General features: G+C 63.4%; 29 protein-coding genes. 15 read left to right on the forward strand and 14 right to left on the reverse strand.

Translation table 11 applies throughout. The features are described from left to right. Positions 1-160 precede the first annotated feature (160 nt). Both P3C39_RS21855 and P3C39_RS21860 read left to right on the forward strand, forming a co-directional pair. Positions 161-910, forward strand: coding sequence for a YebC/PmpR family DNA-binding transcriptional regulator (locus tag P3C39_RS21855; protein ID WP_013529113.1), 750 nt, complete (start codon positions 161-163; stop codon positions 908-910). 17 nt (positions 911-927) lie between these two features. Beyond that, positions 928-1224 carry a SelT/SelW/SelH family protein gene (locus tag P3C39_RS21860; RefSeq protein ID WP_275954399.1) on the forward strand — a complete coding sequence of 99 codons (297 nt, stop codon included), beginning with the start codon at positions 928-930 and terminating at the stop codon, positions 1222-1224. A gap of 15 nt (positions 1225-1239) precedes the next feature. Here the strand turns inward: P3C39_RS21860 and P3C39_RS21865 are convergent, their stop codons facing one another. Together P3C39_RS21865 and P3C39_RS21870 are read right to left on the reverse strand one after the other, a co-directional pair. Beyond that, positions 1240-1389: a hypothetical protein gene (locus P3C39_RS21865; protein ID WP_013529115.1), complete on the reverse strand. Its 150-nt coding sequence runs from the start codon at positions 1387-1389 to the stop codon at positions 1240-1242. 21 nt (positions 1390-1410) lie between these two features. Beyond that, positions 1411-1890 carry an anthrone oxygenase family protein gene (locus P3C39_RS21870; RefSeq protein ID WP_275954397.1) on the reverse strand — a complete coding sequence of 160 codons (480 nt, stop codon included), beginning with the start codon at positions 1888-1890 and terminating at the stop codon, positions 1411-1413. Positions 1891-2016: 126 nt separating this feature from the next. Here P3C39_RS21870 and P3C39_RS21875 point away from each other — a divergent pair, with 126 nt between their 5' ends. After that, positions 2017-2658, forward strand: a complete 642-nt coding sequence (locus P3C39_RS21875; protein WP_024502910.1) for a TetR/AcrR family transcriptional regulator — start codon at positions 2017-2019, stop codon at positions 2656-2658. A gap of 128 nt (positions 2659-2786) precedes the next feature. On the opposite strand, the gene rpmE is transcribed toward P3C39_RS21875, so the two are convergent. Continuing rightward, complete coding sequence (gene rpmE / locus P3C39_RS21880) at positions 2787-3008, reverse strand: 50S ribosomal protein L31 (RefSeq protein ID WP_013529118.1); 222 nt, start codon at positions 3006-3008, stop codon at positions 2787-2789. A 206-nt stretch (positions 3009-3214) separates the two neighbouring features. Between rpmE and P3C39_RS21885 the strand changes: the two genes are divergently transcribed. After that, on the forward strand, positions 3215-5014 hold the full coding sequence (locus tag P3C39_RS21885) for an ABC transporter transmembrane domain-containing protein (protein WP_275954396.1): 1800 nt from the start codon (positions 3215-3217) through the stop codon (positions 5012-5014). 27 nt (positions 5015-5041) lie between these two features. Here the strand turns inward: P3C39_RS21885 and P3C39_RS21890 are convergent, their stop codons facing one another. Further along, on the reverse strand, positions 5042-6529 hold the full coding sequence (locus P3C39_RS21890) for a carboxypeptidase M32 (protein WP_275954395.1): 1488 nt from the start codon (positions 6527-6529) through the stop codon (positions 5042-5044). A gap of 139 nt (positions 6530-6668) precedes the next feature. Between P3C39_RS21890 and P3C39_RS21895 the strand changes: the two genes are divergently transcribed. Continuing rightward, positions 6669-7022, forward strand: coding sequence for a DUF1304 domain-containing protein (locus tag P3C39_RS21895; RefSeq protein WP_063169204.1), 354 nt, complete (start codon positions 6669-6671; stop codon positions 7020-7022). A 75-nt stretch (positions 7023-7097) separates the two neighbouring features. Here P3C39_RS21895 and P3C39_RS21900 read toward each other — a convergent pair whose 3' ends face one another. The 9 genes from P3C39_RS21900 to P3C39_RS21940 form a co-directional block, all read right to left on the reverse strand. Further along, a complete protein-coding gene (locus P3C39_RS21900) occupies positions 7098-7532 on the reverse strand; it encodes a hypothetical protein (RefSeq protein ID WP_027162534.1) in 435 nt (144 codons plus the stop codon). Between the two features lie 239 nt (positions 7533-7771). Next, positions 7772-8803: a peptidoglycan -binding protein gene (locus P3C39_RS21905; RefSeq protein ID WP_013529123.1), complete on the reverse strand. Its 1032-nt coding sequence runs from the start codon at positions 8801-8803 to the stop codon at positions 7772-7774. A 1-nt stretch (position 8804) separates the two neighbouring features. Further along, the gene (locus tag P3C39_RS21910) at positions 8805-9830 is read right to left on the reverse strand and encodes a MotA/TolQ/ExbB proton channel family protein (protein WP_013529124.1); all 1026 of its coding nucleotides are present in this window, start codon (positions 9828-9830) and stop codon (positions 8805-8807) included. Positions 9831-9934: 104 nt separating this feature from the next. Next, on the reverse strand, positions 9935-10621 hold the full coding sequence (locus P3C39_RS21915) for a hemolysin III family protein (protein ID WP_275954394.1): 687 nt from the start codon (positions 10619-10621) through the stop codon (positions 9935-9937). Between the two features lie 122 nt (positions 10622-10743). Further along, positions 10744-11544: an inositol monophosphatase family protein gene (locus tag P3C39_RS21920; protein ID WP_013529126.1), complete on the reverse strand. Its 801-nt coding sequence runs from the start codon at positions 11542-11544 to the stop codon at positions 10744-10746. Positions 11545-11629: 85 nt separating this feature from the next. Further along, a complete protein-coding gene (gene efp / locus P3C39_RS21925) occupies positions 11630-12196 on the reverse strand; it encodes an elongation factor P (RefSeq protein WP_013529127.1) in 567 nt (188 codons plus the stop codon). 173 nt (positions 12197-12369) lie between these two features. Further along, the gene (locus tag P3C39_RS21930) at positions 12370-13410 is read right to left on the reverse strand and encodes a tetratricopeptide repeat protein (RefSeq protein WP_013529128.1); all 1041 of its coding nucleotides are present in this window, start codon (positions 13408-13410) and stop codon (positions 12370-12372) included. A gap of 1 nt (position 13411) precedes the next feature. Then, positions 13412-14059 carry a thiamine phosphate synthase gene (locus tag P3C39_RS21935; RefSeq protein ID WP_013529129.1) on the reverse strand — a complete coding sequence of 216 codons (648 nt, stop codon included), beginning with the start codon at positions 14057-14059 and terminating at the stop codon, positions 13412-13414. Between the two features lie 134 nt (positions 14060-14193). Next, positions 14194-15111 carry a DMT family transporter gene (locus P3C39_RS21940; protein WP_027162529.1) on the reverse strand — a complete coding sequence of 306 codons (918 nt, stop codon included), beginning with the start codon at positions 15109-15111 and terminating at the stop codon, positions 14194-14196. A gap of 135 nt (positions 15112-15246) precedes the next feature. Here P3C39_RS21940 and P3C39_RS21945 point away from each other — a divergent pair, with 135 nt between their 5' ends. The 3 genes from P3C39_RS21945 to P3C39_RS21955 all read left to right on the forward strand — a co-directional run bounded on the left by P3C39_RS21945 (position 15247) and on the right by P3C39_RS21955 (position 17409). Further along, complete coding sequence (locus tag P3C39_RS21945) at positions 15247-15726, forward strand: Lrp/AsnC family transcriptional regulator (RefSeq protein WP_013529131.1); 480 nt, start codon at positions 15247-15249, stop codon at positions 15724-15726. Positions 15727-15791: 65 nt separating this feature from the next. Beyond that, positions 15792-16520, forward strand: coding sequence for a class I SAM-dependent methyltransferase (locus P3C39_RS21950; protein WP_275954393.1), 729 nt, complete (start codon positions 15792-15794; stop codon positions 16518-16520). Positions 16521-16638: 118 nt separating this feature from the next. Continuing rightward, positions 16639-17409: a sulfite exporter TauE/SafE family protein gene (locus P3C39_RS21955; protein ID WP_013529133.1), complete on the forward strand. Its 771-nt coding sequence runs from the start codon at positions 16639-16641 to the stop codon at positions 17407-17409. 34 nt (positions 17410-17443) lie between these two features. On the opposite strand, the gene P3C39_RS21960 is transcribed toward P3C39_RS21955, so the two are convergent. Then, positions 17444-17995, reverse strand: a complete 552-nt coding sequence (locus P3C39_RS21960; RefSeq protein WP_063173250.1) for a DUF2269 family protein — start codon at positions 17993-17995, stop codon at positions 17444-17446. A gap of 332 nt (positions 17996-18327) precedes the next feature. On the opposite strand from P3C39_RS21960, the gene P3C39_RS21965 reads away from it, so the two are divergent. The 7 genes from P3C39_RS21965 (at position 18328) to ruvB (ending at position 22723) form a co-directional block, all read left to right on the forward strand. Then, on the forward strand, positions 18328-18708 hold the full coding sequence (locus P3C39_RS21965; RefSeq protein ID WP_013529135.1) for a hypothetical protein: 381 nt from the start codon (positions 18328-18330) through the stop codon (positions 18706-18708). Between the two features lie 450 nt (positions 18709-19158). After that, positions 19159-19692, forward strand: a complete 534-nt coding sequence (locus tag P3C39_RS21970; RefSeq protein ID WP_013529136.1) for a DUF1465 family protein — start codon at positions 19159-19161, stop codon at positions 19690-19692. A 75-nt stretch (positions 19693-19767) separates the two neighbouring features. Beyond that, positions 19768-20277 carry a crossover junction endodeoxyribonuclease RuvC gene (ruvC, locus tag P3C39_RS21975; RefSeq protein ID WP_275954392.1) on the forward strand — a complete coding sequence of 170 codons (510 nt, stop codon included), beginning with the start codon at positions 19768-19770 and terminating at the stop codon, positions 20275-20277. Between the two features lie 61 nt (positions 20278-20338). Beyond that, positions 20339-20590: an AbrB/MazE/SpoVT family DNA-binding domain-containing protein gene (locus P3C39_RS21980; RefSeq protein ID WP_013529138.1), complete on the forward strand. Its 252-nt coding sequence runs from the start codon at positions 20339-20341 to the stop codon at positions 20588-20590. Positions 20591-20592: 2 nt separating this feature from the next. Then, a complete protein-coding gene (locus tag P3C39_RS21985; RefSeq protein ID WP_275954391.1) occupies positions 20593-21006 on the forward strand; it encodes a type II toxin-antitoxin system VapC family toxin in 414 nt (137 codons plus the stop codon). 15 nt (positions 21007-21021) lie between these two features. After that, complete coding sequence (gene ruvA, locus P3C39_RS21990; protein WP_013529140.1) at positions 21022-21642, forward strand: Holliday junction branch migration protein RuvA; 621 nt, start codon at positions 21022-21024, stop codon at positions 21640-21642. 43 nt (positions 21643-21685) lie between these two features. Further along, complete coding sequence (gene ruvB, locus P3C39_RS21995) at positions 21686-22723, forward strand: Holliday junction branch migration DNA helicase RuvB (RefSeq protein ID WP_063170357.1); 1038 nt, start codon at positions 21686-21688, stop codon at positions 22721-22723. Positions 22724-22762: the final 39 nt, after the last annotated feature.

The following is a 22762-nucleotide window of genomic DNA, read 5'->3' on the forward strand; positions in this document are numbered from 1 at the left end:
TGAGCCGATTTATCTATAAGCCGGCCATTCCGACAGAGAACGCCGTGCTTCCAAGAGGTGCACCTGGGACGCTCTGAAATTTTGAATTCGAGCATTGCGGAAGACGAGGTCAGATCACTTCGCTTCGCGATGCTCTAGCCGAGAAGACGACAGGGGTGCCATGGCTGGCCATTCACAGTTCAAGAACATCATGCACCGCAAGGGCCGCCAGGATGCGGTGCGGTCTAAAATGTTTTCCAAGCTGGCGCGCGAAATCACCGTCGCCGCTAAAAGCGGGACGCCCGATCCATCGATGAACCCGCGCTTGCGGCTGGCGATCCAGAACGCCAAGGCGGTGTCGATGCCGAAGGACAACATCCAGCGCGCCGTCAACAAGGCCTCGATGGGCGATGCCGAGAATTACGAAGCCGTGCGCTATGAGGGCTATGGCCCGGGCGGCGTCGCCGTCATTGTCGAGGCGCTGACCGACAACCGCAACCGCTCGGCGTCCAATGTGCGTGCTGCCTTCACCAAGGCCGGCGGCGCGATGGGGGAAACGGGCTCGGTTTCCTTCATGTGGGACCGCGTCGGCGAGATCTATTATCCGGCATCGGCCGGCAGCGCCGACAAGGTCATGGAAGCGGCAATCGAAGCCGGCGCCGACGACGTGGAAACCGACGAGGAAGGCCACACCATCTATTGCGCCTTCGAGAATCTCGGTGAGGTGTCGAAGGCTCTGGAAACCTCGCTCGGCGAGGCAGAATCGGTGAAGCTGATCTGGCGGCCGCAGAACAACGTTCCGGTCGACGAGGAGCGGGCACAGTCGCTGATGAAACTGGTCGCCACGCTCGAGGACGACGACGACGTGCAGAGCGTCTACGCCAACTTCGAAGTCGACGACGAGACCATGGCCAAGCTCAGCGCGGCATGAGCGGAGCTCAGCCCGGCATGAGCGAAAGCGTGCTCCCCGCCATCCGCATCAGCTACTGCACGCAGTGCCAGTGGCTGTTGCGCGCCGGCTGGATGGCGCAGGAGCTGCTGTCGACCTTCGGCACGGACCTTGGCGAAGTAACGCTAGTGCCGGGCACCGGCGGCATCTTCACCATTTCCTGCAATGACGTGCTTGTCTGGGATCGCAAGCGCGACGGCGGTTTTCCGGACGCGGCCAAGCTGAAGCAACTGGTCCGCGATGTCATTGATCCGGACCGCGACCTCGGTCATTCCGATCGGAAGACAAAGGCGTAGAGGCCGCCGCTGCCGTCACTTGCGTCGCCACGCTCCGAAGGCGGCGCCAATCGCAATACCCACGGCGACGCCCATCGGAAGGTCATCCAGAGCGGTGCCGACCGCGGCACCGACACCAACGCCGATCGCCATGCCGAAGGCCATATTCGAATATTGATCCTTCATCGGCGGCTCCATCCATCCTTTTCAACGCGCGGCGAACCAGAAGGATGCCAGCGCGGCTATGCCGCTGATGGTGCGGACATGGTTCCACATCACCCATTCGTCGAGGTAGCGCGTCCACAGGCTTGCGCCATTGCTGCTGGCCGGATCGAGGGCGGCGAGCGCATCGTTGAGCGGGACGTTGAAGATCATCGTCACCACCACGATGCCGATGAGATAGAGCAGGCTGCCGGCAACCAGCCAGAGCGAGCCTGGCTGGTTCCAGCCGATCACCGCACCGATGGCGACAACGATGCAGACGAGAGCCGTGCCGAACAGCGCTGTCATGAACAGCGGCGTCACCGCTGTGACGTTGATGGAATTCATCGCGGCAATGCCGCTTGCGGCTGGCATGCGGGCGAGGCCCGGCATGACGAAGCTGGAGAAAGCAAAGAAGACGCCGCCGACGACGCCTGAGCCAAGTGCGGCAATGAAGATGAGAGTGGGAAGAAGTTTCGCGATCATGTCAGTTGCTCCAGATGCCCATTGTGCTTTCCTCCGCATAAACGTGATTAATCCTCACATTTGCAAAACGTGATAAACCCTCGTATTTTTCGAGTCAAGTGAGTGTGGCGGCATTTGGAGTCAGGTATGGAAGACGCGGCAACCCCCGTTTCCGCACAGAAGCAGGCTGCTTCACCGCGTCGGGCGCCGAGCCAGCAGCGCAGCCGCGAGCGGGTCGAGCGCATGCTGGCGGCTGCCTCGGCGCTGATCGCCGAGCAAGGCAGCGATGCCATGCGCATGGGTGAGGTGGCGGAGCGCGCTGGGGTGTCGATCGGGTCGCTCTATCAGTTCTTTCCGGACAAGCGGGCGATCATCTGGGCGCTGGCCGAGCGCTACACCGCCGAAAGCCAGTCCTGCATTTCGGCAGCACTGGCTGGCATCAGCGACGCCGAAGGCCTGCAGTCCGCGTTTTCAGAGTTGGTCGACATCTATTACCGGCTGTTCCTGGCCGAGCCGGTGATCCGCGACATCTGGTCGGGCACGCAGGCTGACAAGGCGCTGCGCCAGCTCGAACTCGCCGACAGCCGTGCCAACGCCGAATTCCTCAGCGCGGTGCTGAAACGGCTGCGGCCGGCAGCCGATCCGGCGACACTGGAAACCACGGCGTTTCTGGTCTGGCAGATGGGCGAGGCCGCCATGCGGCTGGCGATCTCGGTTGAGCGGCAGGAGGGCGACAGGCTGGTCGCCGCCTACAAGCGCATGGCGTTAAGGGAATTGCTGGCCGAGTAGGACCGCGCCGCAACAAAAAACCCGCCACAAGGGCGGGTTTTCGATCTGAGAAAGCTCGTTTGGCTTAAGTTCTTACTTGATGCAAGTCGTTATCCCAAAACCGCTTCGCACTTTTGGGCGACATACAATTAGATGCCGAAACCTTCGAAACGCTTCTTGAACTTCGACAGGCGGCCGCCGCGGTCGAGCAGGGTCTGCTGGCCGCCGGTCCAGGCCGGGTGGGTGGTCGGGTCGATATCGAGGTTCATCGTATCGCCTTCCTTGCCCCAGGTCGAACGGGTCGTGTATTCGGTGCCGTCGGTCATGACGACCTTGATGGTGTGGTAATCGGGATGGATGTCGGTCTTCATGGTTCGGTTCCTGGCTTGCCGGCGCTGCCGACGGGCATAAGCCTGCGTCGATGCGCCCCTTTTTAAAACTCGAAGCCGCAGCTATTGAGGAGCCACGGCTTCTAAAACGGTCGGCGAGCCTATACATCAGCCGGAATTGAATCACAAGGCCGCGGCAAGCGCATATTGAGGCGCAGACCCCAAGGACGGCTGGAGGAAACATCGGGATGGCGCAAATCACCAGCGCAGACGAGCGCCGGCGTTCGCTCAAGCCGCTCAGGCGCCTGTTCCCCTACATCACGCACTACCGCACGCTGGTCGTCGGCGCCATTATCTCGCTGGTTATCGCGGCGGCAACCACGCTGGCGCTGCCGCTGGCGGTGCGTCGCATGATCGATCATGGCTTCTCGTCGTCCAGCACGACCTTCATTGCCGAATATTTCGCAGCGCTGGTGGCTATGGCCGCCCTGCTGGCGGCAGCATCGGCCGGCCGCTACTATTTCGTCATCACGCTGGGCGAGCGCGTCGTCGCCGATATCAGGCGCGATGTGTTTGCCCATGTGACGACGCTGTCGCCTGCCTTCTTCGACACCGCCCAGTCGGGCGAGATCGTGTCGCGGCTTGCCGCCGACACGACGCAGGTCAAGTCGGCGGTCGGAGCGACGGCCTCGGTGGCGCTGCGCAATGTCATCCTCGGCCTTGGCGCGGTGGGGATGATGGTCATCACCAGCCCGAAACTGTCCGGCCTGGTCATCGCGGCAATACCCGTGATCGTGCTGCCGCTGGTCGCCTTCGGCCGTTCGGTGCGGCGCAAATCACGCCAGGCGCAGGATACGCTGGCCGATGCCACCGCCTATGCCAGCGAGCAGATCGGCGCGGTGCGCACGCTGCAGGCCTTCACCAATGAGAAGCTGGTCACCGGGCATTTCTCGGCTGCGGTGGAAGCTGCTTTCGAGGCGGCACGCTCCTCGATCTTCGCGCGCTCCTTCTTAACCTTCTTCGCCATTTTCACCATCTTCTCGTCCGTCGTGGCGGTGCTGTGGTTCGGCTCGCGCGACGTGCTCGAAGGCTCGATATCGCCAGGCACGCTCGGCCAGTTCCTGCTCTATTCGGTGTTCGCCGCCGGCGCGCTGGGCGCGCTGTCGGAAGTGTGGGGCGAACTTGCGCAAGCGGCGGGTGCTGCCGAACGGCTGACCGAGATCCTGGCCGAGAAGCCGGCGATCCAGGCTCCCGCCGATCCGAAGCCGCTGCCGGCCGTCGCCAAGGGCGCGATCGTCTTCGACAATATCTCCTTCTCCTACCCGGCAAGGCCCGACCGCGCCGCCGTGCACGGCTTAAGCTTTCAGGTCATGCCGGGCGAGACGGTGGCGATCGTCGGGCCGTCAGGGGCCGGCAAGAGCACGGTGTTTTCGCTGATCCTGCGTTTTTACGATCCCGAAACAGGCAAGATCCTGATCGACGGCGTCGATGTGCGCGAGGCCGACCCCGTTTCGGTCCGCCAGCGCATCGCCATCGTGCCGCAGGACGTCACCATTTTCGCGGCAAGCGCGCGTGACAATATCGGTTTCGGCCGGCCGGGAGCCAGCAAGGCCGAAATCGAGACGGCGGCGAAGGATGCACTTGCCGATGAATTCATCCTCAAGCTGGAAAAAGGCTATGACAGCCAAGTCGGCGAGCGCGGCGTGACGCTGTCAGGCGGTCAGCGCCAGCGGGTTGCGATCGCCCGTGCCATCTTGCGCGACGCGCCGATCCTGTTGCTCGACGAGGCCACCTCGGCACTCGACGCCGAAAGCGAAACGCTGGTGCAGACGGCATTGGAACGGCTGATGCAGGGCCGCACCACGATCGTCATCGCCCACCGCCTGGCAACGGTGCTGAAGGCCGACAGGATCCTGGTCATGGATGGCGGCTCGATCGTCGAGGAAGGCACGCATCAGAGCCTTGTCGCCAAGGGCGGCATCTATGCGCGGCTGGCCAAGCTGCAGTTTGAAACCGGCGCCAGTGCTTTCAGGGGCGCGGCGGAGTAGGCAGATCTGCCGCTGTGGCGACAGCCGCTATGCGGCTCCATAGCGCTGCTTCAGATGGTTCACGAAATAGGTAGCATTGAGCTTTTCGCCGGTGGCGCGTTCGAGCAGGTCCGGCGTCGACCAGCGTGACCCCTGTGACCAGATTTTTTGGCGGCGCCAGTCGTTGATCGCCTCGAAATTGCCTTTGGCGAGATCCTCGTCGGCGGCAGGATGCTCCCGCGTCAGCGCCGCCCATTGCTGGGCCGCCATCATCGCGCCAAGCGTGTAGGAGGGGAAGTAGCCGAAAGCTGCCCTGGGCCAATGCACGTCCTGCATTGGCCCGTCGGCTGGGTTGTCGATGGTGGAAAGGCCGAGGTAGTCGCGCATCTTGGCGTCCCAGGCTTCGGGCAGATCGGCCACCTCCAGCCGGCCCGAGACGAGTTCCTGTTCCAGTTCGTAGCGCAGGATGACATGCAGGGGATAGGTCACCTCGTCGGCATCGACCCGGATCAGGCCGCGTCCGACGCGATGCACGTGCGGCAGGATGTCGTCGAGCGACCAGGCTTCGCCGAGATGCTTTTCAACCACTGGCAGCGCCCAGCGCCAGAAGGCCGGGTTGCGGCCTAGCTGCTTCTCGACGAACAGGCTCTGGCTTTCATGCACGGCCATGCCGCGCGCTTTGCCGAGCGGCCAGTGCGACCATGCCTTGGGCAGGTTCTGTTCGTAGAGCGCATGGCCGGTCTCGTGCAGCACGCCCATCAGCGCCGACAGGAAGTCGGACGTCTTGTAGCGGGTGGTGATACGCACGTCGCTCGGCACGCCGCCGCAGAAAGGGTGGTGCGACACCGACAGCGACCCATGCGTCAGGTCGAAGCCGACTGCCGTCATCATGGCAAGGCCGAGCTCGCGCTGCCGATCGATCGCATAGGTGCCCGAAAGCGGCTTCAGCGGGCGCTTGCGCTGCCGTGCGTCCTGGATCGCCAGCGCCTCCGGCACGAAACTTTTCAGAAAAGCCTTCAGGTCGCTGAACACAGGCGTGATGTCGGCGGTGCGGTTGCCGGGGTCGTACTGCTCCATCAGCGCGTCATAGGGGGCCAGGCCGAGCACATCGGCACGCAGCGCCGCCTCCTCGCGCACCAGCGCCACGACGCCTTCCAGCGCCGGCTGGAAGCCTGCCCAGTCGTTCTTGGCGCGCAGGCCGCGCCACAGCTGCTCGCAACGCAAGCGCGCGGTCGTCTGGCGTTCGACGAATTCGACCGGCAGGCAGGTCAGGTTGGTGTATTGCCGCCGCAGTTCCGAGACGGCGGCGCGCTGCTCCTCCCCCAGCGCTTCCTGTTCGGCCGCGGCGATCCAGTCTGCTATCTCGGGCGCCGTTGCCCTGGTGTGATACATGCCGGCCAGTGCCGACATCGCCTCGGCACGCTTCTCGCCGCCGCCGACGGCCATGTGCGTGGCCTCATCGGCACCGAGGATGGCCAGCGCATGCTCGAGCGCTTCGAGCTTGTGACCGAGGTCGTCGAGTTTCTGAAAGGACATGGCGACTTCCGTGATTGGGACGGCGCGAAAAGACACCAACGCAAAAGCGTTGGCAACCCTCGGATGCCGTCCGGCAAATGCACCTTGCGCAGGCGAGGCCGCGCATGAAATGCTGCCGGCAACACATCAAGGGGGAAAAATGATCGGCAACATCCTGGTCGGGCTGGTGGCCTTGATCCATGCCTACATCGTCTATCTGGAGATGGTGCTGTGGGACACGCCGCGCGGGCACAAGGCTTTCAACCTGACCCCGGAATTCGCCAGTGCCTCGAAAGTGCTCGCGGCCAATCAGGGACTTTATAACGGGTTCCTCGCCGCCGGGTTGATCTGGGGGCTATACCTTGGTGCGGCCGGTTTCCAGGTCAAGGTCTTCTTTCTGGCTTGCGTGGCCATTGCCGGCCTCTATGGCGCGGCAACGGTCGGGCGCAAGATCCTGTTCATCCAGACCGTGCCGGCGGTGATCGCCCTGATCGCGGTATTGCTCGGCTGGTAAAAAGGACGCCCGCGGGATCGCTCTCGAAGGCGCCAGGCGGTTCCTTCCTCTTGGACCGTTTCGGGCGCTATGGCCTCAGCCGTTCGGGTAATTGCCGCCGTCGGCGCCGTCGCCGATCATGAAGCCGCTGCCGGTGTCGATCATCAGCCGCTGGTCGACATTGTCGAGACGGCGCAGCAGATCATGGTATTGCGCGGCCGGTATCCTGCCGTGATCGGAGGCGGCGACTTTCTCTGCCGCCTGACTGATGTGGGCCGTGCGCATTTCCAGGCGTTCCGCCACAGCCGGGGTGATGTTGTTGGCCTGTCTTGCGTCCACGATGCCCTGCCGGACGCCCTGCACCTGTTGGATAAGCGCCTCGACACGCGGGCCAGTCATATCGGTTGGATCGGTCGCGTCGAGAGCGCCCTTGTGATGGCCCGCGGCATAGGCGCCGGCAAGCGGAACGGCGATGAGGAGCGCCGTGAGTGTTGCAGTTCTAAGCGAGGTCTTGGGAGTGAAAGAGCGCATCACGCGTCTCCTCTTGTAGAGGGAGGCGGCGGTTGTCCGCCTGCCTTCCAGCCTTGGGCCGTCCGGTTCCGTCGCGTCGCGATGAGGGGGGATTCATCGCCGGCGGTTCTCGGCCCGGGCGGCAGGCTAGGACCGCCCTGCGACAATGTGTAATTAAAAAAAGATAATCTTTTCAGGCCTTGCCGGCCTCCGTCTGCGCCCTAAGGTTGAGCCGACGAACAAGTTCGCGTGATTTTGGATCAACGTTCGGTGAGCTTCAGTTCAATACGGCGGTTCTTGTTGCGCGCCTCTTCGGTGTCGGCGGGATCGAGGGGCTGGAACTCACCGAAGCCTGCCGCGACCAGGCGGTTGGCCGGCACGCCGTTCTCGATCAGAAATTTCACCACCGAGGTCGAACGCGCCGTCGACAGTTCCCAATTGTCGCGGTAGCGGCCGGTGCCGGAGAGCGGCTTGTTGTCGGTATGGCCGTCGACGCGCAGCACCCAATTGATCTCGGGCGGGATTTCCTTCTGCAACTCGATGATGGCGTCGGCGAGTTTCTTCATCTCGACCTTGCCGGCATCGTTGATCACCTCAGAGCCGGTCGGGAACAGCACTTCCGACTGGAAGACGAAGCGGTCGCCGACGATGCGGATGTTCTCGCGGTCGGCGAGGATTTCGCGCAAACGGCCGAAGAAGTCGGAGCGGTAGCGGTTCAACTCCTGCACGCGCTGCGCCAGCGCGACGTTGAGGCGGCGGCCGAGATCGGCGATCTTGGTGTTGGAATCGCGGTCGCGGATTTCGGAGACGTTGAGCGCATCCTCGAGCGCGCCGATCTGCTTGCGCAGCGCCGCGATCTGCTGGTTGAGGATCTCGACCTGGCTCAGCGCCTGCTGGCTGATCTGGCGCTGGCTGTCGAGTTCGCCGCCGAGCGCCGCTGCACGCTGGTTGGCGGCGTCGCCGGCACCGGCACCTTGCGCCAGCAATCGTTCGAGCCGGCTCTTTTCCGCTTGCGCGGCCGACAGCGACGCCTGCAGATTGGCCAGGGAATCATCCTTGTCCTGCGCCGTCGAGCGCTCCAGCGCCAGCAGTTGGGTCAGTTCGTTGATCTGCGAGTTGAGGCGCGAGAGCGCCGTATCCTTGCCGGAGATTTCGCGTCCCAGCAGGAACTGCGCCAGCACGAAGACCGTGAGCAGGAACATGATGGCCAAAAGCAGCGTCGACAGCGCGTCGACGAAGCCCGGCCAGTAGTCGATGCGGCGATCGGTGCGCCGGCCCCTGGCGAGTGCCACGTCAGTGCACTCCGGGCTTCTTCAGGGCATCGGCGATCTTTTCCAGCGTGTTGCGCATCGCCTTCTGCTCGTCGGACTGGGCCTCGACCCAGTCACGCATGATCTGCTGTTCCGAGCGCATATTCTTGACCAGGCCGGAAATGCCGTCGGCGAGATTGGCCATGGCGGTGGCGACGCGCGGGTTGGAGCCGCCGCCATTCTCCTGCATCGAGCGCAGCCGTTCCGACAGCACCCGGATCTCGTCGGAGGATTCGGTTTTGGCCGGGTCGGCGACGACGATGTCCGACGACAGGTCGGTGACCGAGGAAAGCCAGTTTTCCAGTTCGGTGTAGAAGCGCGTCTGGGCGCGGCCGGCCTGCAGGTCGAGGAAGCCGAGCACCAGCGAGCCGGAGAGGCCGAACAGCGAGGACGAGAAGGCGGTGCCCATGCCGGCCAGCGGCGCCGAAAGCCCCTGCTTCAGGGAATCGAGCACCGCGGCGGCGTCACCGGTGCCGGGATCGAGCGATTCGATGGTTTCGCGGATCGAGCCGATGGTGTTCAACAATCCCCAGAAGGTGCCGAGCAGGCCGAGGAACACCAGCAGGCCGACGAGATAGCGCGAGGTGTCGCGGCTTTCGTCGAGGCGCGTGGCGATGGAATCGAGCATGGTGCGCATCGAACTGGTCGAGAAGGCCATCGCCGAGGAACGGCCGATCATCGCCTTCATCGGCGCCAGCAGCACCGGTTCGGTCGTCTCCGAGCCGGCACGGAAGGAGTTGACCCAGCGCACTTCGCGAAACAGTCGCCCGACCTGGGCGAAGGCCAAAAGGATGCCGACCACCAGCACGCCGACGATCAGGCCATTGAGGCCGGGATTGCTGCCAAAGGCGGTTGAGATCTGTCGGGTGAGGATGGCGGCGATGAAGGCGACGATGACCAGGAAGATCACCATGGTCAGCAGAAAGACCTGCGGGCTCGATAATTTATGCGGGTCGTAGATCAGGACATCAGAACGTCTGCCCATGCCGAAGGATCTGAGAAAAGCCATCCGTGCCCCGTTTCCGATGCCGCCGCCGATCACGTAAACCGCGACTCTAAACGGAATTGTGACCAAATTGAATGGCGCTTGGCAATATTGCCGCGTCGATAGTGTCAGAGGCGATTGATGACCAGACAGTCGACCATGGCGGCCAGATGCAGGCTGGCGCCGGTGACGACGAAACCGTGCCACAGCGCATTGTGGAAGCGCAGCCCCTTCCAGGCGAAGAAGATGACGCCGCAGGAGTAGACGATGCCGCCGGCAACGATCAGCGCTATCGATGTCGTCGGTAGCGTCTGGACAAGCGGCTTGACCAGGATGATGCCGCTCCAGCCAATGGCGAGATAGAAGCCGATCGCCAGCCGGTCGAAATGGCCGGGAAAGAACACCTTGATGGCAATGCCCAGCGCTGCCGCGGTCCAGACCAGCACGATCATCCAGCGCGCCAGCGGCGAGCCTTCGAGCTGCGCCAGGAAAGGCGTATAGGTCGCGGCGATCAGCAGATAGATCGCGGCGTGGTCGAAACGCCGCAACACCCATTTTGCCGGCGACGAGACCGGCCACAGATTGTAGGTCATCGACACCGAGAGCACGGTGAGCAGCGAAATCACGTAGAAGGCGGCGGCGATGTATTCGCCGGGTCCGACACGAAACGCCGCCAGCGCCAGCAGCGCGGAACCGGCCGATATCGCCAGCACGATGCCGACCGCGTGGACGATACCGTCAGCGATCATCTCGGCACGCGAATAGTGCCAGCGTCCGATGAACGGGATATCGGGGTAGGGTTCGTTGTCTCTCACTAAGCCGGGTTCCTGCGCCGCGCCCTCCAATCTGGGCGCTCGCCGGGCAGTATTTCAAGCTTCCGTTGCGGTTTTGCGACTGCGGCGCATCAGCGCGGCGGTTTGTCGGCGCGGCTTGCCTGTCAACGAGAGGAGAGCGGCTTCTTCACGACCTTGAGCAAAGCGCGCTGGATGATCTCGTTGCCGGCGACGACCGAACCGTTGTCGAGCATGTCCTGGCCGCCATCCATGTCGGAGACGAAGCCGCCCGCCTCGCGGATCAAAAGCAGCCCGGCGGCGATATCCCAGGCAGACAGGCCGGTTTCCCAGAAGCCATCCATGCGGCCGGCAGCGACATAGGCGAGATCGAGCGATGCGGAGCCGAGGCGGCGGACGCCGGAAACCTCGGCCATGACGTTGCGCAGCTCGACGAGGAAATTGCCGTGGTGGCCGCGGCCGAGATGCGGCATGCCGCAGCCGATGACCGTGTCGACCAGCTTGATGCGGCCGGCGACGCGCAAGCGGCGGTCGTTCATGAAGGCGCCGCCGCCGCGTTCGCAGGTGTAGAGTTCGTCCATCGCCGGATTGTAGATGACGCCGGCAACGATCTGGCCCTGGCGCTCCAGCGCGATCGAAACGGCAAAGAGCGGAATGCCGTGCAGGAAATTGGTGGTGCCGTCGAGCGGGTCGACGATCCAGCGATGCTGGCCGTCGTCGCCTTCGACCACGCCGCGCTCCTCCATCAGGAAGGAATAGCCGGGCCGTGCCTTGGACAGTTCGGCGAAGACGATGTCCTCGGCCTTGCGGTCGGCCTGGCTGACATAGTCGCCGGGGCCCTTCATCGAGACCTGCAGGTTCTGCACTTCGCCGAAGTCGCGCGACAGCGAGCGGCCGGCCTTCATTGCGGCCTGGACCATGACGTTGAGAAGGGCTGAGCGTGCCATAGTGCTTTTTCCCGGTGCTGCGCTTTAAATTCTGCCTCGATGCATGTCGGTGACCCGGAACCGGGCCACTGTTGGGCGACATGCGTCAGTCGGCGCGGCGCACGTAAGTGATTTCGTTGGTGTCGACGATGATGCGTTCGCCGGCGCCGATGAAGGGCGGCACCAGGACGCGGATGCCGTTCTCCAGGATCGCCGGCTTGTAGGACGATGCCGCCGTCTGGCCCTTCACCACCGGGTCGGCCTCGGTGATGGTCAGCGTCACATAGTCGGGCAGCGAAATGCCGATCGGCCGCTCTTCGTAGAGCTGGACCGTTACCATCATGCCGTCCTGCAGGAAGGCGGCGCGATCGCCGACGAAGTCCTTGTTCAATTCGAGCTGCTCGTAGCTCTGGGTGTCCATGAACACCAGGGCGTCTTCCTGCGCGTAGAGGAAGGAAAAATCCTTCAGGTCGAGCCGGATCTGTTCGACCGTCTCGGCCGAGCGGAAGCGCTCGTTGAGCTTGGTGCCGTTGATGAGGTTCTTCAGTTCGACCTGATTGTAGGCGCCGCCCTTGCCAGGCTTGACGGTGTTGGTCCTGACCGCCACCCAAAGGCCGCCATCATGCTCGATGACATAGCCGGGACGGATTTCGTTGCCATTGATCTTGGCCATGATGAGATGATCCGGAATGATGCCTACGGCCACGCCGTCGGTAAGGGATATTCGCTGGGAAAGCGATTTCGGGCTCCCAAGACCACAAATCGCCAGAAGAGGCAAGGGAGCGGGCAGGTTGCGACCAGGCAAGGGAGCCGGGGTTGCACTTGCAATGACCGTGAGAACCGCCGTCAAGGCAGTCGGTTGGCCTTCTGCAGCGCCTGCTTGGTTTGGTCGTCGTCCAGCCCCTGCAGGAAGTCGTCCATCTGCGGATCGATGAGGCCGGCGCGGCGGGCAATGATGTACCAGGCACCGGCAAGGACCAGGTCCGGATCGGTGCCGATGCCTTGCATATAGAGCTTGGCCAGGCGGTTCTGGGCGGCAACATTGCCGCCCTCCGCCGCCTGCTTCATCCAGCCGAAGGCGGATTTCAGGTCGCGCGCGCCGCCGCGGCCTTCGATCATCCAGGCGGCGAGATCGATTTGCGCGGTGTCGTAGTTCTGCCTTGCGGCCTGCGCCAGCAGGCGCCTTGCCTGGGCATCGTCGCGTGGCTTGCCGCCGACACCGTTGGCGTAGATCTGCGACATTGCATATTGCGCGTCCGCGAGGCCGGTCGCAGCGGCGCGTTCATAGTAGGAGACCGCCTTGGCCATACCGGCGTCGCCGGGGTCCTGCTGGACCAGCATCTGCGCGAAATTGAATTGCGCCAGCCGGTTGCCGGCTTCGGCTGCGGCCTGCATCAGGGCGTAGGCCTCTTTTCCATCCTTTTTGACATAGCGGCCGTCGAGCAGCATCAGCGCATACTGGAACTGCGATTCCGGCACACCCTGTTCGGCGGCCAAGGCGTACCATTTCGCCGCCTGCGCCGAATTGACCGGTACACCGAGACCTCGCGACAGGATCTCGGCCACCAGGGTCTGCGCCGCCGGGTCGCCGTTTTGCGCCCGGACCAATGCCAGATTGTAAGCTGTCTTGTAGAGGCCGCGCTGGAAGGCGCCATAGGCCGCGTCGGCGGGTTTTGCGCCGAAGCGGTCGGGATTGACGGCGTCGGCCGACGGCAGCGGCGCAGGCTCGGCCGTGGTGGCGGGCTGCGGCAACGGCTTGTCGATCGGCTTATCGGTGTGGACGCCGATTTCCGGCTTGGGCTGCGGCAAGGGGATGGTCTCCGCGGCCGCCGCCTGGACCATCAGCACCGCAAGCAGAGCCTGGAGGGGAAGCGTCGCCGATGACATTTCAGTCCTCGAAACGCGGCGCAGTCTCGTCGAGCAGCGCGTTGGCGGTGGCGACCGCTGTCCTGGGGTCGGTGCCGTCGGCGAACACGGCGCTCGACAGCGCCACGAATTCAGCGCCGGTGGCGCCCACGGCTTCGACCGAGGCGATGTCGGATCCGGCCATGACGATGCAAGGGATCTGGATCATGTCCGCCCACCATGCGCCGAGCGACAGGTTGCGCGGGTGCGGTTCGGGCTTGTTGTCGTAGCCGAAGCGGCCGAAGAAAATGTAGTCTGGCCGCGTCTCGCCAAGCTCGAGCGCGTCGTCACGCGTCTTGGCGCCACCGGTGCCGACCATCATCTTTGCCTGGAAATGCTCGATCGTCTCGGCGAGTTCGGCCTTGGAGACTTCGACATGGATGCCGTCGGCCTGGACGCGGCCGGCTATGCGGGTGTCGCCGGCGATGATGACAGCAACGCCGGCGGCTTGCGCTGCCGGCACGATCCGTTCGGCGAAAGCCTGGAAGGAGGCTTCATCCATGCCGTTCTCGGGCAGGATCAGCGAAGCGACATCGCCACCATCGAATGCCGTGACAATACGGGCCGCCGGCACGCCGGGCGGCGCGATCAGCACGATGCGACAGCGATTGGGGGGCGTTGCTTCATTCATGGTTCTTCGGGTCCCGCGTTTCGCCTATGCCGGGCGAAGATGGTTGGATTGCGGCATAGAGCAAAGTGCCCGCCTTGAACAGGCGGGCAGCCGGGATCGCGATGTTTGATCCGCCGGGCAGCCGGCGGGCCGCTTCACTTGATCGGGTGCGGGCTCGCGACGGGCGGTTTGCCCTTCCACAGCGTCCAGCCGAGATTCATGCCGGCGGCGGCGATCAGGATGGCGGTAGCGCCGACGACCTGGCTCAGATGCAGCCGATGGCCGAAGGCGACGACGTCGACCAGGATGGCGACGACGGGATAGATGAACGACAGCGATCCCTGCAGATGCGTCGGCAGCTTCTGGATGGCGCCGTACATCAGTATGTACATCAGGCCGGTGTGGACGATGCCGAGCGTCGCCAGCATGGTCCAGCTCCAGGCATCGGCTGGAAGCCGGGATAGATTGGCGAACGGCGCCAGCATGACGACGCCGACGCAGACCTGGATCAGCGCAATCAGATGCGGTGGCGTGCCCTTGAGCTTCTTGGTGACGATGGCGGCGACGGCCCAGAAGAAGGCCGCGCCCAATGCCATGACGATGCCGGTGAAATAATCCGTGCCGGCCATGCCGGCATTGGGGCCGGCATCGGGAGCCGACTGCACGATCAGCACCATGCCGGCGAAGGCGATGGTCAGCCAGGTCAGCTTGGTCAGGCTCAGCCGCTCGGCGAAGAAGAGCGCGCCGAAGCCGACCAGCATGAAGGGCTGCGTGTTGTAGACGGCGGTGGCGATCGAGATCGACGCGCGCGAGAAAGCGCTGAACAGCAAAAGCCAGTTGACGACGATGGCGACGCCGCCGAGCGCGGCGATGCCGATGATGCGCAGCGACAGCCTGTTGCGCAGCAACCCCAGCCCGGCGCAGATGATGAGCAGCGTCAGCGCGCCGAAAGCGCAACGCCAAAACACCACATCCATGATCGGCTGGCCGGACAGGACGACGAACCATCCGATCGTTCCCAGGATGGCCATTGCGGCGGACATTTCGACCGTGCCGCGTACTGTCTCGTTCACAACAAACCTCCGTATCGGTTGAGCCGCCATAATCTCATGCGGTCGCGAAGCTTTCCATCAGATTGGAAAGGGTGTATGGCCTATTGGCCTAATTATATTAGGAGAAAGCTCCAAGCTGTCGGGAAAAGGAAAAAGATGCTGGACGATCTCGACCGAAATCTCCTTGAAATCCTGGTCAAGGATGCACGGACCTCGCTGAAGGAGCTGGCCGCCCAGGTCGGGCTGTCGTCGCCAAGCGTTTCGGAGCGGCTGCGACGACTCGAGGAGCGCGGCGTCATCCGGGCGTTCACCGTCGAGATCGATCCGCTGGCGCTCGGCTATACCCTGCAGGCGATCGTGCGCATCCGGCCTCTGCCGGGCAAGCTGCACATCGTTCAGAAGCTGATCGAGGACATCCCCGAATTCGGCGAATGCGACAAGGTAACGGGCGATGACTGCTTCGTCGCCCGGCTGTTCGTACGCTCGATCGGCGATCTCGACGGGATTCTCGACCGTATCGCCGACAAGGCGGAGACAAGCACCGCCATCATCAAGGCGCAGCCGATCCGGCGGCGGCCGCCACCGCTCGACGCGGCTGCTTCTCGGGATAGGGCAAAGGTCTTGCATGCCTCCTGATCGAGCCGGGTGGAAAGCCGGTGGCCGCTTGGTTAGTGTGCCGACCAAATGAGACCGAGACTGTCATGGCGCAGAACATATACGACCGTGAGGATTTCTTCGCAGGCTACAGCCAACTCGGCCGTTCGGTCGAAGGGCTGGAGGGTGCCGCCGAGTGGCCGGCGATGCGCGCGATGCTGCCCGATGTCGGCGGCTTGAGGGTCGTCGATCTCGGCTGCGGCTTCGGCTGGTTCTGCCGATGGGCACGCGAGCATAGGGCGGCGCAGGTGCTTGGCCTGGACCTGTCGGAGAAGATGCTTGCCCGAGCAAGGGCCGCCGGCCCGGATGCAGGGATAAGCTATGAGACGGCCGATCTCGATCGGCTCAGCCTGCCGGAAGCCAGCTTCGATCTCGTCTACAGTTCGCTCGCCTTGCACTATGTCGAGGATGTGTCGCGTCTGTTCGGGACCGTGCATCGGGCCCTGGCGCCTGGCGGGCATTTCGTCTTTTCGACGGAACATCCGATCTTCATGGCGCCGACCAAACCCGGCTGGGTGATCGATAGCGAAGGCCGAAAGACGTGGCCTGTCGACCAGTATCTGGTGGAAGGACCGCGCAGCACGGACTGGCTGGCCAAGGGCGTGGTGAAACATCACCGCACGATCGGCACCACGCTCAACGCTCTCCTGCAGGCCGGCTTCACCATCGCGCATGTCGAGGAGTTCAGTCCGACATCAGAGCAGATTGCGGCCAAACCCGAACTGGCGGAAGAGCTCGAGCGGCCGATGTTCCTGCTGGTCTCGGCGCGTCGGTAGGCACAGGCCTGCGTCGGCCCGCATGTGCGGCCGCCACGCTCATATTTGCTGTCGCTCCGCCCGACATTCTGGGCTATTCAAGCGTCGACACGCTTTCCCTCCGGACCAGTCCCCTCCCATGTCAGGCCTGCTTCTCGATCCGTGGTTCTATGCGGCCGCCATTCCGGCGGTCATTCTGGTCGGCCTGTCGAAGGGCGGCTTTGGCGGTGCCGTCGGTTTCGTCGGCGTGCCGCTGATGGCGCTGACCATGCCGCCGGTGCAGGCGGCGGCCATCCTGCTGCCGATCCTGTGCCTGATGGACATCGTCTCGGTGTGGACGTGGTGGGGCGTTTACGACCGCAAGATGCTGGTCGACATGATGCCGGGCGCCGTCATCGGCATCGGCCTTGGCTGGCTGACGGCGGCACTGGTGACCGAAGAGGCGGTGCGGCTGATCGTTGGCGCCGTCGCCATCATCTTCGTCCTGCGCTGGCTCTATCTGCAGTTCCGCCACGGCGCCGATCACGCGGCCGCGCCCAACCGCGTGGCCGCCGCCGTGTGGGGCACGGTCGCCGGCTTCACCAGCTTCGTTGCCCATGTCGGCGGCCCGCCCTTCCAGGTCTATGCCTTGCCGATCCGTCTCGATCCGAAAGTTCTGTCGGGCACCGCAGCGATCTTCTTTGCCGCCACCAACGCGCTGAAGCTGGTGCCCTATTTCGCGCTCGGCCAGTTCGACACCGCCAATCTGACGGCATCGGCGGTGCTGATGCCGCTGGCGCCGCTGTCGACCATCGCCGGAGCGTGGCTGGTGCGCCGCATGCGGCCGGAAACCTTCTATCCCTTTACCTACGCAACCGTCGCGGTCGTGGCGCTGAAGCTGCTGTGGGATGGCATTGTCGGCCTGATGTAGAAAGGACGCCGCGCAGCCGCCCCGTCATTAGGGGTCAGGCGGCGCTTGGCACCAGACGACGGTTGCCGCCAAAAGCCAGTGTCGCGCCGACCATAACGACCAGCACCATGCCGGCAAGGATGCCGATGTCATGCACGGTCGGTTTGAGCACCATGTCGGCAATGATCACCAGCATCACCGCATAGTCGAAACGTGCCGCGCTCATCATGCGCTGGCCGATGGCAAGAACCTCTGGCGTGACGCCCTCCTTGGCGATCATTGCGCCCATGCGCTCCCCGGTCGGCTTGAAGATGAACATGCCGATCGAAAAGGTCGTGGCGTATCCCGCCAGGCCGATGAGTACCCACAAATCGGAGAAGCCGACCCAGAACCAGCACATGATGAGGCCGAAGATCAGCGTCAGCATCGACATCGGCGCAAAGAACCTGCCGCCCAGCTGACCGCTGGCGCGCATTGCCTGCAGCTTTTCCTCGATGTTGCCCGCGCGCTCGGCAAGCATGCCCAGCAGGAACAGTACGAAGCCGCCGCCGACCCACAGAATGGCGGTAGTGACGTGGAGGAATTTGACGATCGAGTACCAGTCCATGGGTTGCTCCTGCAGTGTCCGGTCAGGTTTGCGGCGGCGTCGATTTGCGCCGGCCGTCAGAGGAGCGGGCGTTTAGCGTGGCGCCTGTTTCGGAACGATGTCGCGAAAAATCCGGCTCTGTTTCAGCTTACGGCCAACGCGCGAGGTCGCAGATTGTGAACGCATTATCTGATTTTCTGCTAATGTACGAATCGTCGGGAGGGGGTTGGCGCGACATCGTCTGGATACGCTGCCGATATTAGTGCGCCAATGCCGGGAGCCCGATGGCGACAACAATCGCCTGACGATCAACCCATTCCCGCAAGCGGGAAAAGGCAATTCGGGGGACCATTATGCAAGGGATAGCACGGAATTTCTTCACGCTGGCCATCATCTATTCGCTGTGCGGCATGGCGCTCGGCCTGTACATGGCGATCAGCCAGGATCACGGCCAGATGCCGACCCACGCCCACACGATGGTGGCCGGATGGCTGATGTCGGCGGTCTTCGCCTTCTTCTACCATTTGTTTCCGGCAATCGGGCAGAAGACGCTCGCCACAGTTCATTTCTGGCTGACGGCGGTCAGCGGCATCGGCCTGCTGATCGGCCTCTATTTCCTGCTTGCCGGCAATGCCGCGATCGAACCGCTGGTGGCGGCCTCCTCGATGGGCTTCTACGCAGCCATGCTGCTGTTCGCCTTCATCGCCTTGCCGGCGGTCTGGAAGACCGCTTGAGCCGAGCCTAAGGGAAGGTGAGGCTGTGCCGGCGGTCTGGAAGACCGCTTGAGCCGAGCCTGACGCAGGAGATGCTGTGCTGTTACGGCACAGTATGGCGGCGTTCGGTCAAAAAACATCTGCACCGTTAAGGCTTCATTAAGCTTTACAGGTGTTTACTATGTTCATCCAGTGATCTGGATTCTTACCGAGTGGTTGGAGCCACTTTGTTTGACGCCTCCCTGTTAAACTCCTGAGAGCCGCCTTATCCGCGGCTCTTTTTTTGTCTCGATTTCTCTTTTTTTGTCCGCACCCCAGCGGGGCCGCCCGACAGGGGTGCCGTTAACCTTCTGTTAAACATGTGCTTGCCTTCACCGGTGACGAAGCGCATTTTCAAGCTTCAGTCAGATAGGGTTCCGGGTGTATCGGCAGGGAGCCGAATCGGCCGGTTGCAAGTGCAGGGGCGTATCAATGAACGAGCCTTCGAAGGGCAGTGCGAAAACCGTCAAGCTGGCGGAACGCCGGGTTTTCTCGCAATCCTTCAAGCCGCTTTACCAGGAAGGCATGGGTCTGGTCGAACAGGCCGCCGAATATCTCGACGGCAAGGGCCGGGCCGAGGCGAAGAAGCTGTCGCGGCTGGCCGCCACGCTCTACGCGGCCGAATCGATGCGGCTGACCACCAGGCTGATGCAGGTTGCCTCCTGGCTGCTTTTGCAGCGCGCCGCCAATTCCGGCGAGATGACCCGTGACCAGGTGGCATCGGAAAAGTCCAAGGTGCGCCTCGACACCGCTTCCGCCCATGACGAAGCCGCCGGTTGGGCCGAACTGCCCGAGGATTTCCTCGACCTCGTCACCCGCTCGCTGCGCCTGCAAGCGTTGGTGCGCCGCATGGACGACGAGATCTATGGCTCCGGCGCCATGGTCGACATGCAACCGATGGCTCGCCGCCCCAACCCGGTTTCCGACCAGATCAGCCTGCTCAACACGGCTTTCGCTCGAGGTTAGACCGCGGTCCGCCTTCTGTTTCCGGTTTGTTCACATTTCGCTGGCATCGCTGTCCGCCGGAGGTAAACTCGGCAAATGGCGGAAGCGATTCGCATCATCGGTATCGATCCCGGGCTTCGGCGCACCGGCTGGGGCATCGTCGAAAGCCTCGGCAATTCGCTGCGCTTCATTGCTTCCGGCACTGTGAAATCAGACGATAAGGCCGCGCTGGCAACGCGGCTGTGCCAGCTGCATGACGGGCTTGCCGAAGTCCTGCACAGCGCGATGCCGCACGAGGCGGCGGTCGAACAGACCTTCGTCAACAAGGACGCCGTGGCGACGCTGAAGCTCGGCCAGGCACGCGGCATCGCCATGCTGGTGCCGGCGCGTGCCGGGCTTGTCGTTGCCGAATATGCGCCCAACGCCGTCAAGAAGGCGGTGATCGGCGTCGGCCATGGCGACAAGAAGCAGATCCACATGATGGTGAAGGTGCTGTTGCCGAAAGCCATTTTCGATACCGAGCATGCCGCCGACGCGCTCGCCATCGCCATCTGCCACGCGCATCACCGGCAAAGCGTGGCCTACCGGATGGCACTCGCTGGATAGAGATGTTCTTGACTTGTTCACCGGGTTGGAATAATCCTTACTTGTAAGAAAGGGGTGTTTCATGCGTGTGACGAGCAAAGGTCAAGTGACAATCCCACGGGATCTGCGGGAGACATTTGGGATTGGCGCCAACAGCGAAGTCATCTTCGGCATCGAAGGCGGCAAGATCACGATCACGCCGAAGCATGACAAGGGGCGGTTGGCCGACCGCGAAAGACTCGATCGTTTTCTTGCTGCGCTCGATCGGCTTGAGGGCAGCGGCGATCAGACAATGAATGCCGATGCCGTCATGGCTTTGACCCGGGATCGCTAATCTTGGCGACGCTTGTCGACACCAACGTGCTTGTCGATATCGCCGTTCGCGATCCCGTCTGGTCAAAGTGGTCGTGGTCCAAAATGGTGTCTGCCCTCAAGCAAGGCAGCCTGGTCATCAATCAGATTATCTACGCCGAGTTTTCGATGCGCTATGAGGCGATAGACGATGTCGATGATGCCTTGCCTGAAGACGAGTTCCGGCGCGAAAGTCTCCCGTTCGAGGCGGCCTTTGCTGCGTCGAGAGCGTTCTCGGTCTATCGGCGGTTGGGCGGACCTCGAGAGAAGGTGATGCCCGACTTCTTGATTGGGGCTCACGCTGCCATCCGAGGCTATCCCATTCTTACTCGCGATCCCGCAGGTTTCAGAAAGTACTTTCCAGATGTCGAGCTCATCACGCCCGATACTCATCCCTAACGGGGATTGCGTCCAATGATCGGCAAGCTCAAGGGCACGCTGGACGAGGTCGACGAGGATCATTGCCTCGTCGATATCCATGGCGTCGGCTACGTCGCCTATTGTTCAGCGCGCACGCTGGCGGCGCTGCCTTCGCCCGGCGAAGCGGTGGTGCTGTTCATCGAGACCTATGTCCGCGAGGACATGCTGCGGCTCTACGGCTTCCAGTCAGTGCTGGAACGCGAGTGGTTCCGGCTGCTGATGAACAATGTTCCGGGCGTCGGCGCCAAGGTGGCGCTGGCCATCTTGTCGACGCTGGCGCCGGCAGATCTCGCCAATGCGATTGCGCTGCGCGACATCGCCATGGTTTCTCGCGCACCCGGCGTCGGCAAGAAGGTGGCCGAGCGCATCGTCACCGAACTGAAGAACAAAGCGCCGGCCTATGCCGGAACCGCTTCGGGCACCATCGGCCTGAAACAGGAGCTCGGCGACGGCGTGGCATCCGCGCCGATCACCGACGCGGTCTCGGCGCTGGTCAATCTCGGCTATTCGCGCGACACGGCCGCCAATGCGGTGGCGGCGGCGCTGAAGACGGCGGGCGAGGATGCCGATGCGCCGAAGCTGATTCGCTTCGGGCTGAAGGAACTTGCGCGGTGAGCCGCCGCTTGTTCAGCCCCTTGCCGTGTGCAAGGAAGGCGGCATGAGCCTGTCGCCCCGCTTGATTGCACCGGAAAAACGCGGCGAGGATGCCGAGCAGACCTTGCGGCCGCAGACGCTCGACGATTTCGTCGGCCAGGCGGCGGCGCGGGCCAATCTCAAAGTGTTCATCGAGGCCGCCAAGAGCCGCAGCGAGGCGCTCGACCATGTGCTGTTCGTCGGGCCGCCTGGTCTCGGCAAGACGACGCTGGCGCAGATCATGGCGCGCGAGCTCGGCGTCAATTTCCGCTCGACCTCGGGTCCGGTCATCGCCAAGGCCGGCGATCTTGCCGCGCTGCTGACCAATCTCGAGGAAGGCGACGTGCTGTTCATCGACGAGATCCATCGGCTGAGCCCGGCGGTGGAGGAGATCCTTTATCCGGCGATGGAGGATTTTCAGCTCGACCTGATCATCGGCGAAGGCCCGGCGGCGCGCTCGGTCAAGATCGACCTCGCCCGCTTCACGCTCGTCGCCGCCACCACGCGGCTTGGCCTGCTCACCAATCCGTTGCGCGACCGTTTCGGCATTCCGGTACGGCTCAATTTCTACACGGTCGAGGAGCTGGAGCAGATCGTGCGGCGTGGCGCGCGTATCCTGCAAATGCCGCTCGGCAACGACGGCGCGCTGGAGATCGCGCGGCGCGCGCGGGGCACGCCACGCATCGCCGGCCGGTTGTTGCGCCGTGTGCGCGATTTCGCCTCGGTGGCCGGCGATGGCCACGTCGACCGCAAGATCGCCGACGAAGCGTTGACCCGGCTGGAAGTCGATGCGCTCGGCCTCGACTCGCTCGACCGCCGGTACCTCAGCATGATTGCGCGCAATTTCGGCGGCGGGCCGGTCGGCATCGAGACGATCGCCGCAGGCCTGTCCGAACCGCGCGATGCCATCGAGGACATCATCGAGCCTTATCTGATCCAGCAGGGTTTCATCCAGCGCACGCCGCGCGGCCGCATGCTGACGGCCAATGCCTGGCGCCATCTCGGCCTCGACGCGCCGAAGGATCTGGCGCAGCAGCAGATCAACCTGTTCCAGGAAGAATAGCGGCCGGGCGATCAGGCGCAGGTTCCGGGCCGACGAAGG

It is taken from the genome of Mesorhizobium sp. XAP4, from assembly GCF_029269325.1.
In the GTDB taxonomy this organism is placed as follows: Bacteria; Pseudomonadota; Alphaproteobacteria; order Rhizobiales; family Rhizobiaceae; genus Mesorhizobium; species Mesorhizobium ciceri.